Source organism: Staphylococcus kloosii, from assembly GCF_032139365.1.
Taxonomy (GTDB): Bacteria; Bacillota; Bacilli; order Staphylococcales; family Staphylococcaceae; genus Staphylococcus; species Staphylococcus kloosii_A.
The window spans coordinates 1-17,712 of sequence record NZ_JAVTDB010000001.1 but is presented as its reverse complement, the minus strand read 5'-3'; the positions used below and the strand labels follow the sequence as shown (position 1 = coordinate 17,712).

Genomic DNA, 17,712 nt, shown 5'->3' with positions numbered 1-17,712 from the left:
CAGTCAAACGTAATTGTAATTTTACACTAATATATTGCTAATATTACAAATTTATAACATCAAACATAAACCACCATTTTTCTGTTAGTATAGGTTGTGAATTAACAATATATGGACGTTCTATGAACTTTTTAAATTTACATACATTCATAGAGACATTAAGGAGGAGTAATTTTGAAAAAGTTAGCATTTGCAGTTACTGCTGCATCAGGGACAGCTGCTATTTTAGCAAATCATGATGCACATGCATCTACGCAACATACTGTAAAATCAGGTGAGTCGCTTTGGTCAATCGCTCAAAAATATAATACTTCAGTAGATGAAATCAAAAAGAATAATAATATTAGTAACAATATTGTATTCCCAGGACAAGTCATTGAAATTGGTGGTAGCGGATCACAAGGCTCTAGCTCTAACACAACTTCAAACACTTCTTCTGAGGTATCTGGTGGTTCAACGCACACTGTTCAATCTGGAGAAACTTTAGCAGTAATCGCTAATAAATATGGTGTTTCAGTTGATGAATTAATGTCAGCTAACAATTTAAACAACTATATTATTCAACCAAACCAAACATTACAAATACCGGGCGCTGGTTCAACTGGTGGCGGTGCAGGTGGTGGAGATACATCTACAAGCCCAGCACCAAGTCAATCTGCAAACAGTTCAAATTTATATGACTGGGGACAGTGTACTTGGCACGTATTTAATCGTCGTGCTGAAGCAGGGAACCCAATCAGTACTTACTGGTACAATGCTCAAGACTGGGCTAACAACGCGGCCAACGATGGCTACACAGTAAACAATAGCCCTAGCGTTGGTTCAATCTTACAAACATATGAAGGCCCTGTAGGTCATGTAGCTTATGTTGAACGCGTTAATCCAGACGGTAGCATCATGGTTTCAGAAATGAACTACAACACTGCACCAGGTACAGTTGGATACCGTACTATTCCAGCTTCTCAAGCATCAAGCTATAACTACATTCACTAAGCATGTGACAATATAATATATTATCAAAAACGCCAGAACATCTATTGTTAAATGTTCTGGCGTTTTGTTTAGCCATTAAAAAAACCATTGCTACTAAAAGTATCTTTCCACTTTTAATAACAATGGTTATATATATATGTCTGTTGATGATTATTTACAATTAGATAATAAAATTTACAATGTAGAAAATCAATGCAGCTAAAATAGCTGAAATCGGTAATGTTATAACCCAAGTTATAATCATACGTTGTGCAGTTTTCCATTTCACACCTTTAATACGATTAGATGAACCTACCCCTAGTATTGAAGATGATACAACGTGTGTTGTTGATAATGGGAAGTGCAGTGATGATGCTACAAATATAGTTAAAGCAGAAGATAAGTCTGCTGCCGCCCCATTTGCTGGTCGTATTTTCATAATATTACCACCCACAGTTTTGATGATTTTCCAACCACCTACTGCAGTTCCTAGACCCATCGCAGTGGCACAGGCAATTTTTACCCATAATTGCGGTTCAACACTTGAACCTGTTTGAATGTTTGCAACAATAAGCGCTAACGTAATAATACCCATAGATTTTTGCGCATCGTTAGTACCATGTGAGAATGATTGTAATGATGCAGTAAATATTTGGAAAAATCTAAAGTTACGGTTCGTTTTCGTTAAATTTGCATTTTTAAAAATAACTTTAACAATTGAATAAATGATAAAGCCGACTATAAACGCAATAACTGGTGATAACAATAATACTACGATAATTTTAGTAAATCCTTCGTAGTGTAAGACCGCAAATGAGCCTTGCGACGCAATAGCCGCACCCGCGATAGAACCAATTAACGCATGCGAAGAGGAACTTGGAATACCATACAACCATGTAATTAAGTTCCAAATAATTGCGGCGATAATAGCTGACAACACTACGACAAGTCCATTTTCAAGTTTGAACGGATCTACAATATCCTTCGTGATTGTACCTGCAACACCAGTAAAAGTTAATGCACCAATAAAGTTCATTATTGCGGCAACAAAGATTGCGGTTTTAGGCGTGAGTGCTCTAGTTGAAACGGCAGTCGCTACAGCATTGGCAGTATCATGAAAGCCATTGATAAAGTCAAATAATAGAGAAAATATTACGATAGCTATAGTGACAATTAAAATATATTCCATAAATTAAGACTCCTTAGCTATTTTTCATAATAATTGTTTCAAAATTATTTGCCACGACTTGGCATTTATCGGCAATATCTTCTAAACTTTCGTATATTTCTTTAATTTTAATTAATGTAATAGGATCTGTTTCACTATTGAAAATATGTTTGATAGATTGACGTAAAATACCATCACAATTCGTTTCAAATTCTTTAATATTAATAGAATGAATACGCATGTGAGATAATTTTTTATCTACTAATAGTCCTACAGCTAACTTCATTTCAGCTACTGCTTTTTGGATATTATCAACAAATTCCGCCATATACTCATCAGTATATTCTATTGAGTACATTTCGAACATGCCAGATGTTTCTTCAATTGCATCAAGCACATCATCAATTGCATTACATAAAGATAAAATATCTTCACGTTCAATAGGTGTAATGAATGTTTGATTCAAATCTGAAATCACTTGATGCATTAATTCGTCACCGTGTGATTCATAAGTCTTAATATTGTCTGAATACGCTTTTAAATCTAAGTGTGTATTAAAATCCATTTTTCCAAATTCAATCGCAGCGCGGTCTAGATTAAACACCATTTCCTCTAGTTGTACCATGAATTTGTCTTTTTTCTTATTAAACATTCAAAAAATCCTCCATTTACAGCGATCGCTAATAATCACCATCAATAAATTTAATAATTTAAAGCCTTTACAGCTAAACATCTGTCCTCAGTTACTATGCATAAAAATAAATTATATATGTAGTAAATTGTTCATTCAATGAATATTGCATACTACCCATAATACTAACTTGCAGAACTTGTTTTGCCTTATTTGAAAATAGCACAAAATTTACAATACTACAATTGTATTTACAAATTCTTAACATTCATTTCATCAATTTAAAATAAAACATCATTAATAAGTCCAAAACCTATTAATTTCTATTTTTACAAATACATATATAAATAAATTATAAGTTAATTTTCTGCGTGTTGAGAGAGCCGTTTCACAATATCGTTTTGTTCAGGAAACGTAAAGATAACTTCCGTCCCATTATTTAACTCTGAGTTAATCTTTACTGTTACTTTCAGTGCTTTCTTTAATTCATTTACTAAGTATAGACCAATCCCGGACGATGCCGAATCATCGTGAAATGAAGTAGATGTAAAACCTCTTTCAAATACACGTGGTAAATCTTTAGCACTAATTCCTCTTCCTTCGTCTTTAACACTTAATGTAACGTGATTATTTATTAATCTTGCCTCTATGATAATCGTACTGTTTTCACTATATTTAATAGCGTTTGATAACGTCTGTCTAATCATCATGCGACATAATTTAGTATCTGTATAAATCTGCATCTGGTCATCGATTAATAAATCAAAACCTATACCTCTCGCTTGACTAATAAAGCGCGTTAATTGAATTTCTTCTATTACTAATTTTCTTAAAGCGACATGTTCAAAATATAAATCTTTATTTTGAGATTGCATACGTGTTAAATACAGTTGCATATCTAACATAGCATTGATACGGGACCACTCATACATTAATGATTGCTTACGCTCACTATCTTGCTCTTTATCTATTAATAATTTCATTGAAGTCACAGGTGTTTTTATGTCGTGAACAAAAGTCGTCAGTGATTGCTCGTATGTCTTAATTTGTTGTCGTTGTTGACTCAAGATAGCTTTTTGATTTGCTATATTATTATATAAAAATGTGACTACTTCTCTTTGAAAAGGTGTATCGGCTAAATTTTTATGTTTAATCTCTTCAATCTCTTCATTATTTATAATATGTCGTATAAACTGTGTTTCTTTAATAAACGAAAAGATGAGATAAACTATAGTTAAACCCATATTCAAAATAACTATATATAATACACTGCCGATATCGATATTATAATCAAGTGCAGCGATGACAAGAATAATGATGTTTAAAAAAATGATCCATAAGATCCAGCGCAATCGTGAAATCAAATACATCCACAGCAATTTCACATTACCCATGTGCTAAGTATCCTCTACCGACTTTAGTTTCAATTTCATTATCCATGCCTATATCTTTTAATTTCTTACGTAAGCGATTAACGTTTACCGTTAATGTATTATCGCTCACAAATGCCTCATCGTCCCATAAGGCCGTTATAATTGTATCTCTCGTTACGATTTGATTTTGTTTTCGTACAAGCATTTCTAAAATAATCATTTCTGTTTTAGATAACATAATATCTTGATTACCTTTACTAATAACGTCTTTCGTTAAATCTAACGTCGCACCTTGCCAGTCGATATTTCTTTTATCTTCAGTACTAAATTCATATACTCTGCGATAAATAGCCTGCAATTTGGCAATAAGTACATTCGTATTAAATGGTTTTTGTACGTAATCATCTGCACCAAGTTCCATACCCATCACTTGATCCATAGGGCTATCTCTTGAAGATAGAAATAGTATAGGAACATTGGAAGATTGGCGGATTTTTCTCGTCCAATGGAACCCATCATATTTAGGTAATTGAATATCCATGATAATGATTTTCGGTTTTACTCGTTCAAAAGATGCAACGACATCTGAAAAGTCTGCTACACTTTCTACCTCAAAATCCCATTGAATTAATTCTTTACTTAATTCATTAAATAATGTCTTATCATCTTCAACTAATAATACTTTCACACACGATGCCTCCAATAATTATTTAGTGTATTTCATATTTTCACCCGAACGTAGTCGTTGTTGAAAATTTTTAATACGACAATTAACGTCGAAGCCGCGTAACATCATTTTTTGAAATGGTGCTTGCGAAACGTAATAAATGGGCCATATCACTTTAGGGATATAGTCATATAAATGGGCCATTACCTTAGAAGATCCTTTTAATGCTCTAAATTCTAACTTACCTTGTTTTTGGATATTCGGTTTAGTAAGGCTCCCGCCAACTAAATGCATAGTAATAATATCTTCCGCAGTTTGCACTTTGTGTAATATTAATAACGGTCTATCTTTACGTTTTAAATAAATAAAAAAGTTGTCGCCTTCATTGTAGCTATGAATAATAGTTCCCTTAGTTTCATTTAGCCATGACATATACGCTTTCACCATATGGTCTAATGTCCAATTAACGGGTAATTGCATGTTCATTGCTGCACGTACATCATCATATTTTGACACTTGTAATTCAGCAGAAACATTAGGTCGTACGACTCTATTTTCCGTTTCTTCTACTTTAACACCATAAGCTGATAATCTTTCAACGGTTTCGCGATCAAAACGACTGCCGCCGATATAAATAATTTTCGTTACTTTATTAATTGCTGCGGCACGCCCAAAATTATCTGCCGCGATAATATTTAAATCTTTCGCAGTAGCGTCTGTAAGCTTTGCCGAATGCTTAGTAGGATCTAAATAATAAACGGCAATATTCATTCCCTCCATTGCACTAACAACGTCTTGATAATTATAAATATCTTTTTTCAACCAAATGACTTCTTGCACTTCTTCTTCTTTTGGATATTTAGATAATGTATACAGTTGCGCTTCTGATTTTATCGAAGCTATTAAATTTTTTCCTATATACCCTGTAGCTCCTGCAAGTAGCACTTTAGGCTTCATCGACGCCACTCCTTTTTATTAATAAATTATATTGTTTTGAGAAAACTAAAGATTATCTTTGCAATTTATATTATACTAAATATAAATTGCCCAGAAATGAGGTGTTTAAAACCATGGTCCATCAAATACGCGAAATTGGTATCAATGACGTCCAAGACTTTATTAAATTATTAAAGTCTATATATGATGAGTCTGATTTTATGATATATAATCCAGGTGAATATGCACCATCAATCACTGATGCTTTAAGTAAATTAGAACATTTTATTACTTCCCCTACAAATGCTATCTATGTAGCAGAATATAACAGTGAACTTGTAGGTTTTGCTACGGTTACAACTGAAGCCTATGAACGTGCAAAACATGAAGCTAAATTTTCTATGGGTGTCGTTAAATTTTATAGAGAAAAAGGTCTTGGACAATCACTTATTAATTCAGTAGAGGCTTGGTGTCTAAACCATAATATTAGACGTATTGAAGTTACCGTCGTCACTGAAAATGTTGCCGCAGTTGATATATTCAAAGCTGCTGGTTATCAAATTGAAGGCGAACTAAGAGACAAACTTTTCATCGATAATAAATATTATAATGAATATGTAATGTCAAAATTATTACTTTAATTATAACATGTTGAAAGGGTATAAAACGCTAAGTTTTATACCCTTTCTTTTTAATATGGATTTAAATCTACACCATTTGGATTACTATCCTCGTTATTTACTTTTGTTTCAACACCAGAAGAACTTGTGTTACGACTCAAGAATCCTAAAACGTCTTTCATATTTTGTTTAGACTCAGGTAACTCTAAATGAAATTGATATTGATGTCTTAAATGATGTGTTCCGTCATAAAAAAGGTCATCTACAGGCACTTTTTCTTCTTTTAATTTTTTCTTAAATGCGATATTTTGACTATAAAACGGATCTGCATCTCCTACCGATAGATAGGTAGGTGGATAATTTTTTGTAACTTGATTTATTGTCGACATTTGCGAAATATTTTTAAATTGTTGTTCCCAGTTTCTTTCACCAGTATAACTTTGCATAAACAATTGAATTCTAGGAAATTCTGTTTGTCTTACTGTTTTCATATCATAAAAACCACCGAAAAATATTGCTGCTTTTATTTGATCATTATCAAAACGTTGTTTAAAATTCATTTCATTTCGTAATGACTTATTCGTTTGCATAGCCGTATATTGACTCGACATTTGAGCACCAGCTGAATCCCCGCCAAAAATAACTTGGTCAAAATCAATAGGCAACTCATGCTTATTTCGTTTAATGAATTGAACTGCTTGGTCAATTTGATGTAATTGACTTGGATACTTAAAATCTGGTGCTAACGCATAATTAATATTTACTACGATATAGCCTTGTTCTGCTATTTTAGCTAATAATGGGTTTTTATATTGTTTGTCACCGGCAATATACCCGCCACCATGCATCCAAAAAATAACAGGTAACTTGTTATCTTTATCAAGATCTGTTGGGGTTAAAATATCTAACCGACTATTTGTCCAACCTTTACTATATGTAATATTCGTAAACGCATTGACGTTTTTATTGTTAATTTGTACTCTCTCTTTTACTTGTTGCGTATGTTGCTGGTCAAAATGTCTTTTCAACAATAAGCCAACCACTGTGGCAACTACTACAATTACTACAATTGTAATAACTATCCATTTCTGTTTTTTATTCATGACTGACCTTTCCTTTCGGAAGCATTGTACCATATTTATAATTTCTAATGTACAAATTATAGGTGAATTCTAATTAACCTATTTTTCATTTAAATAAAAACCGTTTGTTTATAGTTTGAACAAGCAAAGAAACTATACTTCTATATTACTAACACTCTTTTGGGAAGTATTATTATAAAGCAAATGATAAAAAAAGTAACCATTGCATATTTAACACACAACAGTTACTTTAATTTCAATTTTATTAAATTAACAAATAATAGTTACATGTAATAAACAATTAATCGGCGGTTTTACCACGATTAAGTTCATTAAAGTCTACTACTACATCATCCATACGTTTAGCTGTTTCTTTCAACACATTACGTGCGACACTATTCGATGGATCAAGTTTCAATATTTGTCTTGATATATCAAAAGCTTTTTTATCTGAAATAACTGGTTCTGGCACAGCATGTAGTAATAACATCTGTAATAAACTTTTAACTTCTTTACCGTCAGTGAGCTTTATGGATGATTCAGCGTGATAATAAGCAGAGTCTAAAGCACCTTGTGTCTCGCTTAATGGATAAACTAAAAGTAAAAATGCTAAGTCATGCATTTCTGATGTTTCTTCTTTTTTCAACATATCTAATATACATGTATAAAACATCATACTTTCGACTTCATGCGCGCTAGAAATATAAGCTTCTTCAAATTCCATAAAATCTGCTTCGGACATTAAACTTTTAACTGACTCAAATTCGCCGTTTAAGACATGTTTCTTTATTAAATCTTGCATGGCAATGTCCTCCTATAGTCCACATTCCTTCTACATTTAGTCTATATTTTAGCACAATTTTAAAATTTAATCATTTGTAATACATTAAATTCTATAAATTTTAGTAAATAACAAGATATATCAGACAAAATAGTGATTTTTTTTGGAACTTATTTATTTTGTGAAATTATTTTTTAATTCTTCCAACGTTTCATCGATAGAGCCACCAACTGACAGTTTCACTGCCGCCGTGAAGCTACCTTCTACAATTGGTGCCGTCGCTTTTTCAACTCTATAATCGCCGTCATACATATCAATAGCCATATCTAAGTTCATTTCAGCAGAACCAATATCATAAAAACAAATGGCATCTTCTTCAAGGGAAGTTAATGTTTTTTGAATATCATCAAAAGATGTACCAATTTCTCCGTTCGTCCCCCCTTGTGCAAATACAGTAACACTTTGTGCCATTTGTGCTAATAATGCTTTAGTGCCTTGTGCAATATCTTCACTGTGACTGACTAATACAATGGCTGTCATAGTTATTCATCTCCTATTAAAGCGTTTAAAATATAGACACTACTTTGTGCGCCAGGATCGATGTGACCTTTAGAATCTTCTTTAAAGTATGCCGCTCTACCTTTAGTCGCAACTATATCTTTAGTGTCATCAGCAAATCCTTGTAACCTATCTAATGTCACCGTATTACCTTCAGCAACTGCTTGTCTTGTTCGTTCAATCACATCAAACATTGTTTTTTCATTTAATGAAACTTTCCCTCTTTCAGCTATTGCATCTGAAAATGCTTGTAACAGTTGTTTCAAATTATCTGCTGTAATTTCATCTTCAGCTACTTGCGACATTTTAACAAAACTAAAACCGTATAACGGGCCAGAAGCGCCACCGATATTTGACATTAAAGTCATACCCGTTGATTTTAATACTGAAGCTACAGATTGTGTATCAATCTTTTCAGGTAAAGCTTTAAAACCTCTCAACATATTTACGCCATGGTCACCGTCACCAATTGCACGGTCTAATTCTGTTAAATTGTCTTCTTGTTCTGTAAAAGTATCTACGAGATTTAATAAATTTTGTGATAAAGTTTGTGCATCCATCATGGTTCCTCCTTAAATAAACTATTCAAAATAGCGACTTGCTGTCGGTGCTTTCAATGCTGTTTCAAGTTCTTCAGAATGGGGGGCCATTGTAATTGAAAAACCTTGCATATCTAAAGAAGTCATATATTCTCCAACTATCCAATGTCTAACATTCAAACCACGGTTTGATAAGTTTTCAGTTACGTATTTCGTCACTATATCTAATTCAGATAATGGCGTCCCCCCATGCCATTAACCATAACAATTAACGCTTTATCAGTTATTTCTTTGACTAACTCACTCGTTAATTTGTCTACAATTTCATCTACGGGTGCGATGCGTTCTTTTGATATACCTCTTTCACCATGAATTCCTATACCAATTTCAATTTCATCTTCAGCAATATCAAAACCATATTTACCTGTTGAAGGAACTAAAGGCGCAGTTAATGCCATACCAATCGTTTTAATACCATCGATGAATTGTTGAACCTTTTGTTGGAGATTATCAAGACTTTCACCTTGTTGTGCTAAATAACCGGCATATTTATGTACTAATACTGTACCAGCTACACCACGTCTTTGTGCTTCCTCATCTACAGCAATATCATCTTTGACTACTACCATGGCAACGTTGATATCTTCCATTTTCGCCATATCTTGTGCCATTTCAAAGTTCATTACATCTCCAGCATAGTTTTTAACAATGAGTAAGACGCCATCACCATTATCTACTGCTTTGATAGCATTTAATATTTTATCAGGAGTTGGAGACGTGAAAATTTCTCCACAAACTGCTGCATCTAACATCCCTTGTGCTACGAACCCAGCATGCGCGGGCTCATGACCGCTTCCTCCTCCCGAAACTAGCGTTGGGCCTTGTTGTTTTTTATCTTTTTTAATGACCACTGAATCTGATATAACTTCGATATTATCTGAAGAGACTTGCATACCTGATAACATATCTTGTAAATAATTTGTTTTATCTTTAATTAACTTTTTCATATAAATCCCTCCCTAATATTAACTATTCACTTTATATTATACCCAACTATCAAATGCAAACGCTATCATTTAAAAATTAAAAAATCGAATTAAGTATCGCGCACTTAATTCGATTTATATTATACTGTTTTCGATTTATACATTAAGAATAAGAAGTAAGGTGCGCCAATAATTGCGACAATTATGCCTGCTGGAATGCCACTCGGTTGCAATATCACTTGTCCTATAGTATCTGATACTACTAATAATAATGCACCAAGAACAATGGATATTGGTAAAAACAGCTGATGGCGTGGACCGACAATAGATTTAGCAATATGCGGTCCCATCAAACCAATAAAACCAATCGCACCAGCCACAGATACCGCCGCTGAAGATAAAATGACTGCTAATATTAATAAGATAATACGTTCCCTGTTTACTTTAACGCCTACACCATGCGCTATATGCTCATGTACGCTTAATAAATTCAGTACATTAGATTTCATTAATAAGAATGGAATAATAATAATTAACCATGGCACAAATGCAATAACAAATGACCATTCGTCTCCCCATATGTTGCCAGCTAGCCATGAAGCTATAAATTCTGATTGATCTTTATCAAATTTAGACATTAATGTTAGTGAACCACCACTTAGTGCAGTTGCTAAACCAACACCTATAAGTACCATACTAGCAGGCGTAATACCTTCACCTTTGTTATAACTAAAAGTAAAGATTAATAATGCTGTACCAACACCGCCAATCATACTAATAATGGGTAGTACATAGACAAAATTATCGGCATTGACTTGACCAATAACAATAAACAAGGCGATCGCAAATCCACTGCCTGCGTTAATACCTAAAATACCTGGTTCAGCCAATGGATTACGCGTAACACTTTGTATTACTGCACCACTCATAGCTAATGCAATACCAGCTAATATTGTAATGAGCATTCTCGGCAATCTAAAATCTAATAAAATCAAGGAATCTGTATAGTTACCTTGTCCAAATAAAGTTTTGAAAAAATCCCCCATCGACATTTTATATTCACCAGAAGTCATACTCCAAGCGCATGCCAACAATAGTAATACTAATAAAATTATCATTGTTAACCATTGCTTATGTCTTAGTTTAGGGTTAATCATGAGAAGCGCCCTCCTTTTTTAACTAAATATAAAAAGTAAGGTACACCAATAAATGAAATAATTGCACCCACAGGCGCTTCGCCAAGCATTCTAGCTAAAGTATCGGCAACTAATACAAGCAATCCACCAAGCACTGCCGTTAACGGAATAACACGCGCATAATCTGTTCCTACAATATAACGTACGATATGAGGTACCATTAAACCAACAAAGGCAATTTGTCCTACCATTGCAACTGCTATACCAGCTAAAATCATAGACAGTACTAAAGTAGTACCTCGAATTGCAGTCACATTTTGCCCTAGCCCTTTAGCTAACGTTTCACCTAAGTTCAAAATAGTTAGTTGTTTACTAATTGAAATGAGTATAATGAGTGCGACTAATATAAATGGCGCAGCCCAAAACAGTTGTGGCCAAGTCGTACCTGAGACTCCCCCAGCGCTCCAAAATGTTAAGCTTTGATTTAATCTGAACATTAATGCAATACCTTGACTTAATGCTGTTAATAGAGCGCTAACTGCAGCGCCTGCTAAAATGATTCGCATCGGGTTAAAGCCATCGCTACGAGAGCGTCCAATCATCAACACGATAAAGCCACCGAGCAAAGCACCTACAAATCCTGCAACCATTAATAATAAGAAAGGTGCTTTAGGTAACATTGCATAAGTTAGCGCTAACATGAATGACGCACCAGAGTTTAAACCAATCAAACTAGGGTCTGCTAATCCGTTCTTTGTTACGCCTTGTATAACAGCACCAGCAGTTGCCAATGCCATTCCTACTAAAACAGCACCAACATCTCTCGGTATTCGAATTTCGCTAATAATATTATGTTGTTGATTACTAGAATCATAATTGAAAATCGCTTGCATAATGGTACCGATATTTATTTTAGCGTCTCCTAATAAAATGGATACAAATAACATAACCACTAACAATATTACGGCAATAGTAAAAATTGTCGTAAAGCTATATTTTTTTCTGTTCTGTGTAGTCATGATTATACCCCTATACTTGCGAATAGCTACGACGACATAAATCATATGTGACTAGCATTGGTTTACCTGTGCGTGGATCTTCACTAATTTCTACATCAATGTTAAATACTTTCTCTAAAATATCTTTAGTTAAGACATTTTCAGTTGAGCCGTCTGCAACTATATCACCATTTTTCATAGTAATAAGGTGATCTGAAAAACGTACTGCTTGGTTAATATCATGTAATACCATTACAATCGTACAACCTTGTTCTTGATTTAACTGAGTAATAAGCTCTAATATTTCTAATTGATGTGAAATATCTAAGTAAGTTGTTGGCTCATCTAAGAAAATAATATCTGTTCTTTGTGCTAAAGCCATCGCTATCCATACACGTTGTCTTTGACCACCACTCAAGTCATTGATTGAGCGATCTTTAAAATCATAAGTGCCAGTAACATTTAAAGCCCAATCTATTTCCTTCTTATCTTCTGCAGAAAGACGTCCGAACCCTTTTTGATGAGGAAAGCGACCATACGACACAAGCTCCCCTACAGTTAATCCATCTGCTACTTCTGGTGATTGAGGTAAGATAGCAATCTTTTTGGCAATATCTTTCGTAGACTGAGAATGAATGCTTTTACCATCTAAAATAATATCTCCATTTGAAATAGATAATAGTCTTGATAATGCTTTAAGTAACGTTGACTTCCCACAACCATTTGGACCAATTATAGAAGTAATTTGACCATCTGGTATTGTAACATCTAGATTATCGACAATAACGTTATCGCCGTAACTAATAGTAACTTGATTTCCATTTAAACGCGTCATACATACCCTTCTTCCTAAATAATAAGCATAAAAAACTTGGTATCGACATATTAATAATCGTTATATATAAGAGCTAAAGTTATTATTTTTAATAAGTCAGTAGTAAATGATAATCATTATCATGATAAATATTATATCATTTTTTATATTCATTGACTATTACAGAACAGCAACAATTTCACTTGCCCTTTTTAAATCCAATCAAAAAAAGGGCTACGCCAATTGCTAATTTAGGCGTAACCCTGTTTCATGTTATTTAATGTTCATCGACTAAAAAACCATTACCATAAACATCACGTACATCATGTATTACGAGGAAGGCATTTTCATCTATTTTTCGAATTAAACGTTTGGCTCTAGTCACTTGTGTTTTAGAAATTACAACATACAAAACATCTTTTTCTTGTTTTGAGAAATAACCTCTACCGTTTAAAATCGTTAATCCTCTGCCGACCTTCTCATCAATAACTTTAGCAACCTCATCGGGGTGACTGGAAATAATTGTCATTGCTTTTTTCGTATTTAGACCTTCAATTACAAATTCCATTACTTTTGTGCCAATATATAATGAAATAACTGTCACTAAAGCACTGGATAATTTAATTTGTGTGAGTGAAATTAATACGACAAGTAAATCAAAGAATAGTAATGCGTAAGGTGTACTAACATCTAAATATTTTGTTGCTATTTTAGCAAGAATAGTCGTACCCGCAGTTGTACCTCCTGCTAGAACAATGATACCAATGCCTATACCAACACAAGTTCCGCCAAAAATAGCATTAACTAATATATTGTCAGTTTCAACTCGCCAAGTATGCGTAAGTGATAAGAATACTGAAATTAATACAGTAGCTAATATAGTAAGATACATGCTACGTTTACTTAAAAACTTATATCCTAAACCTATTAAAATAGCATTCAGTACAAAGTTAGTAAGACCCGGTGATACATGGAGGCCATAATACAGTACGATAGCTAAACCTGTTACGCCACCTTCGCCAAGATTTGCCGAAATAATAAATGTATTAACACCTGCTGCAAAAATAAATGACCCTATGACTACTAAAGCAATATCTCTTAAAGTCTTGTTCACATTTTCCAACCTCCCGAATTCATAGTTCAATTAATAAAATAGTAGCAAATTAAACTAAATACCTCAACAGCACTAATTAATACTATTAAACACTTATAATTTAAAAAATTCTGAATTTTCTATTTACTTATGTTTTATACCTTGCTATAATGTTATTTATCTTCTTATTGAAACCCAATAAGAAGCCATCTCCTTTGTGTTGTTTATAGTAACAAACAAAAACAAATTTTTGCTCGAAGTATGTTATAAGTACCTAGTCCTTGCTTTTAACATACATTTAATTCATTTCCCGTAAAAGCCAAGTAACCGTTACTTGGCTTTTATTTTGTTGTATTTCCAAAAAGGTGTACTGTTGGAATTAAACCCCCAACAATACACCTTTTTATTTTTTATTTAAAAACTTTTTCAAATTCATTGATTGACTTTTCTCTCATAGGATTAAAATCAAAACGATTTAAATTATTAATTTTATCTAAATGCAATTTAAATCCTTCAGTTAAACCACTAACCGTATTATCTACTATAATTGCTTCATTATTATTTAAATATTGAATAGTTTCAGGTAAATTAACAGTAATCACATCAGTATCTACTGCTAAGGCTTCATAAACAACTAACCCAAGCCCTTCATAATTTGATGACAAAACAAACGCATCACAATGTGCAAGTAATGGATATGGATTGTTCATACCGCCAAGAATAACTATATTTTCTCTAGCGATAGAATTTCTTACTCTATTAATTATTTTTGACTTTAAGGGTCCATGAGGACAAACTAATACTAGAAAAATATTTTGATTATCTTTGAAAGTTCGCTCAAATGCATTAATTAATTTGTCATGTCCCTTTTGATAATCATATCGTCCAATATTTATATATACCTTTATATTTTCATCGAATATAGCATTCAATAATTTAACTTTAGAAATTCTAAAATGATTATAAAAATCAAACGTTGGATTCTGTGAAGCTTTGTTATCTGATGTTAAAATTTCATCATTTACATAAGAAACAACCTCTTGTTGACGATTTACAAATATAGACTTAAATTTATCGCTTAACTCTTTTTCTTTTTTTAATGTTTGGTATTTCTCTTTTATAATTTTCTCATTTTCTTTTAGATATTTTTCGCTAATATTTATTTGGTTAGAATGATTATTTTGAGATGTAGCAACATCATCAACTTCATTTAAATGTCTTGCTTTATATTCTATTAATCTTTCTTCAAGCTTTGGAAAATAAAAATGTAGTTCGTCTTCATTGTTTTTTAATCTAGGTACAATATAATTTTTAAACTCATTATATGCTAGTTGATAAACTAAGTTATCATTATCTTCAAATATATTTTTTAGTTCTTGAACTATATCTTCCAACATCTTTAACTCTTTTGAAATTAGATAATTCAAATATTCACTTTCTTTGTATTTATAACTAATTTCATATATTTGAGTCAAGATTGATTTATAATCTATATGTTTATCACCGTTAGCAATTGTAAATAAATTTTCGATTTCATTTTTAAATTGTTCCAAATAAATTTGGTTTTCTGTTTTATAAGCATTATCATTAAACGAATAATCAACTTTAACACCTTCAAGCGAACTATATAGTCCAATTTTACTAAGTTCACTTGTTCTCTTTTCCCCCAAAAAATTATTTACAGTGATTACTTTATTACTAATTCCTTTTATATTTTCACTCAAGTTTCCATTCAAATTATCATGTACGGTCACAATTTTATCAGCATCTTTATATGCACCAAATACAATTTTTCTACTAAAATTATTTTTAACTTTAAATTCTTCAAACATATCGGTATGCACCCAAATAGCTTTTTTAGAATCTATATGTCTCATCATCTCTGCTTCTATTCTCTCAAACCCAGTATAGTGAACAAACCAATCAACTTGTAAATCACCAAATAATCGATCAAATTCTTCTCTATAAATTTTTCTGAGTTGTTTTCTTCTTGATTTACCAGAATATTTTTCGTCCCACAAATATTTCTTTAATAACAAGCGATCAGAAACATTTCCGTTTACTTCACCAGTAGTCGGATAAAATAAAACATTTTCCGGTAATTCCAACAAGCGGTAATAGTGTTCTGTCTTTATCTTACTTTTTTCAAAAAAACATATATAATTCCTTTTGCTAGTATCAATATTTTCTAATGTATTTATTAGAGCTGTAGTTACACCATTATTCCAAAAACCACCACTTAAAATAGCAACCGTTTCTTTCCCATTATGTACATTATGCTCAATTATCGAATCATCTATATAATTATCCATAATATTTTTAACAATTTTTTTTGCGCCTACTTCGCTGTCACTAGAAATAAATCTATTATTCAAATTAATATAGTCAAATTCTTTTTTACTTGAATCTATAGCATATTCAAGTTCTTCTACACTTGATACTAATTCAAATGGGTATGATTCTATATTTTCATACATACCTCTATTTTCAATATAATCTTCTTTATCATAAGCATATAAAATAACAGGTTTATTAAGATTTAAATAATCATACATCACAGAAGAATAATCTGTAATTAACAGATCAGTTGCAGTTAAAAATTCATATGTTTCGTATTCTTCTGGGAAAAAACGAATGTTTTCAAATTTAGATTTTACGGTATTTCTTTCAAAATCATGTAATTTTACATATAAAACTGTATTTTCATCTAAATATTTATCTAAGTAGCTTAACATTTGTTCAACATTTGTTGATTTTTCTACTTTACCTACTCTTCCTCTCCAAGTTGGCATATATGCAATGATTTTTTTATCATTTAAATTTAACTTTCTACGAATCTCTTTTCTTTTCTCTTCATCATAAAACACACTATTTCTTGGTGATGGTCCTACGACCACTTTCCCTTTATATACATTTTTTAAATTATGTGAGTTAATTAAAATTTCTTTCGTATATTCGTTACTAACAATTATTTTATCAGCCATATAAAAGTTTCTTTGTACATTCGAAACACTTAAAAGATCTTTCATATCTTTTCCCATATTTTTTAATGGAGTTCCATGCCAAATTATATAGTATTTTTGGCCTTTTCTTTTACTAAAGAAAGGATAAAAAGTAGTATCATTTATTAAATATTCACTTACAGCTAATAAATGATAATATTCTACGGATAAATGTTTAATTATAGTAATATTCTTGAACCCTCTATTTTCTAAAAACTTTTTATGTTTCTCTGGTTTTTTAGAAGCAATAAAAATTTTACTATTAGGGACTTCTTTCTGAATTTCTTCAATTAAATAATAAATATGCCCTCCTACAGATGCACCATGAGTTGATTCTAGAACAAAATAATCTTTTT

At 32.1% G+C, this 17,712-nt stretch carries 16 protein-coding genes and 1 pseudogene; 2 read left to right on the top strand and 15 right to left on the bottom strand.

The window, feature by feature from the left end; all coding sequences use genetic code 11:
* Positions 1–174: 174 nt before the first annotated feature.
* Positions 175–993: a LysM peptidoglycan-binding domain-containing protein gene (locus RPL90_RS00085; protein WP_313541230.1), complete on the top strand. Its 819-nt coding sequence runs from the start codon at positions 175–177 to the stop codon at positions 991–993.
* Between the two features lie 160 nt (positions 994–1,153).
* Here RPL90_RS00085 and RPL90_RS00080 read toward each other — a convergent pair whose 3' ends face one another.
* From RPL90_RS00080 to RPL90_RS00060, 5 genes are all read right to left on the bottom strand, one after another.
* Entirely contained in the window at positions 1,154–2,161 is a 1,008-nt protein-coding gene (locus tag RPL90_RS00080; protein WP_313541228.1) for an inorganic phosphate transporter, read from the bottom strand.
* A 13-nt stretch (positions 2,162–2,174) separates the two neighbouring features.
* Positions 2,175–2,792, bottom strand: a complete 618-nt coding sequence (locus RPL90_RS00075; protein ID WP_061855319.1) for a DUF47 domain-containing protein — start codon at positions 2,790–2,792, stop codon at positions 2,175–2,177.
* 338 nt (positions 2,793–3,130) lie between these two features.
* Positions 3,131–4,165: a sensor histidine kinase gene (locus RPL90_RS00070; RefSeq protein WP_313541226.1), complete on the bottom strand. Its 1,035-nt coding sequence runs from the start codon at positions 4,163–4,165 to the stop codon at positions 3,131–3,133.
* Positions 4,158–4,832: a response regulator transcription factor gene (locus RPL90_RS00065; RefSeq protein ID WP_313541224.1), complete on the bottom strand. Its 675-nt coding sequence runs from the start codon at positions 4,830–4,832 to the stop codon at positions 4,158–4,160. The genes RPL90_RS00070 and RPL90_RS00065 overlap by 8 nt, the downstream gene beginning before the upstream one ends.
* Positions 4,833–4,850: 18 nt before the next feature.
* Positions 4,851–5,768, bottom strand: a complete 918-nt coding sequence (locus RPL90_RS00060) for a Rossmann-fold NAD(P)-binding domain-containing protein (protein WP_313541222.1) — start codon at positions 5,766–5,768, stop codon at positions 4,851–4,853.
* Positions 5,769–5,881: 113 nt separating this feature from the next.
* Here RPL90_RS00060 and RPL90_RS00055 point away from each other — a divergent pair, with 113 nt between their 5' ends.
* Positions 5,882–6,388 carry a GNAT family N-acetyltransferase gene (locus tag RPL90_RS00055; protein ID WP_313541220.1) on the top strand — a complete coding sequence of 169 codons (507 nt, stop codon included), beginning with the start codon at positions 5,882–5,884 and terminating at the stop codon, positions 6,386–6,388.
* Positions 6,389–6,438: 50 nt separating this feature from the next.
* Here RPL90_RS00055 and RPL90_RS00050 read toward each other — a convergent pair whose 3' ends face one another.
* The 10 genes and pseudogenes from RPL90_RS00050 to RPL90_RS00005 form a co-directional block, all read right to left on the bottom strand.
* Positions 6,439–7,470 carry an alpha/beta hydrolase gene (locus RPL90_RS00050; RefSeq protein ID WP_313541218.1) on the bottom strand — a complete coding sequence of 344 codons (1,032 nt, stop codon included), beginning with the start codon at positions 7,468–7,470 and terminating at the stop codon, positions 6,439–6,441.
* 280 nt (positions 7,471–7,750) lie between these two features.
* The gene (locus tag RPL90_RS00045) at positions 7,751–8,251 is read right to left on the bottom strand and encodes a hypothetical protein (RefSeq protein WP_048792497.1); all 501 of its coding nucleotides are present in this window, start codon (positions 8,249–8,251) and stop codon (positions 7,751–7,753) included.
* Positions 8,252–8,404: 153 nt separating this feature from the next.
* On the bottom strand, positions 8,405–8,770 hold the full coding sequence (dhaM, locus tag RPL90_RS00040; protein ID WP_313541216.1) for a dihydroxyacetone kinase phosphoryl donor subunit DhaM: 366 nt from the start codon (positions 8,768–8,770) through the stop codon (positions 8,405–8,407).
* Positions 8,771–8,772: 2 nt separating this feature from the next.
* Positions 8,773–9,348 carry a dihydroxyacetone kinase subunit DhaL gene (gene dhaL, locus RPL90_RS00035; RefSeq protein WP_313541254.1) on the bottom strand — a complete coding sequence of 192 codons (576 nt, stop codon included), beginning with the start codon at positions 9,346–9,348 and terminating at the stop codon, positions 8,773–8,775.
* A 21-nt stretch (positions 9,349–9,369) separates the two neighbouring features.
* A pseudogene (gene dhaK / locus RPL90_RS00030) lies at positions 9,370–10,334 on the bottom strand (dihydroxyacetone kinase subunit DhaK).
* A 119-nt stretch (positions 10,335–10,453) separates the two neighbouring features.
* Positions 10,454–11,470: a FecCD family ABC transporter permease gene (locus tag RPL90_RS00025; protein WP_313541214.1), complete on the bottom strand. Its 1,017-nt coding sequence runs from the start codon at positions 11,468–11,470 to the stop codon at positions 10,454–10,456.
* Positions 11,467–12,468: a FecCD family ABC transporter permease gene (locus RPL90_RS00020; protein ID WP_313541212.1), complete on the bottom strand. Its 1,002-nt coding sequence runs from the start codon at positions 12,466–12,468 to the stop codon at positions 11,467–11,469. The genes RPL90_RS00025 and RPL90_RS00020 overlap by 4 nt, the downstream gene beginning before the upstream one ends.
* A 10-nt stretch (positions 12,469–12,478) precedes the next feature.
* A complete protein-coding gene (locus RPL90_RS00015; RefSeq protein ID WP_061855330.1) occupies positions 12,479–13,282 on the bottom strand; it encodes an ABC transporter ATP-binding protein in 804 nt (267 codons plus the stop codon).
* 256 nt (positions 13,283–13,538) lie between these two features.
* Positions 13,539–14,375: a YitT family protein gene (locus RPL90_RS00010; protein ID WP_313541208.1), complete on the bottom strand. Its 837-nt coding sequence runs from the start codon at positions 14,373–14,375 to the stop codon at positions 13,539–13,541.
* Positions 14,376–14,764: 389 nt separating this feature from the next.
* Positions 14,765–17,712 (bottom strand): CDP-glycerol glycerophosphotransferase family protein (locus RPL90_RS00005; RefSeq protein ID WP_313541206.1); only part of this gene is annotated, 2,948 nt, incomplete at its 5' end.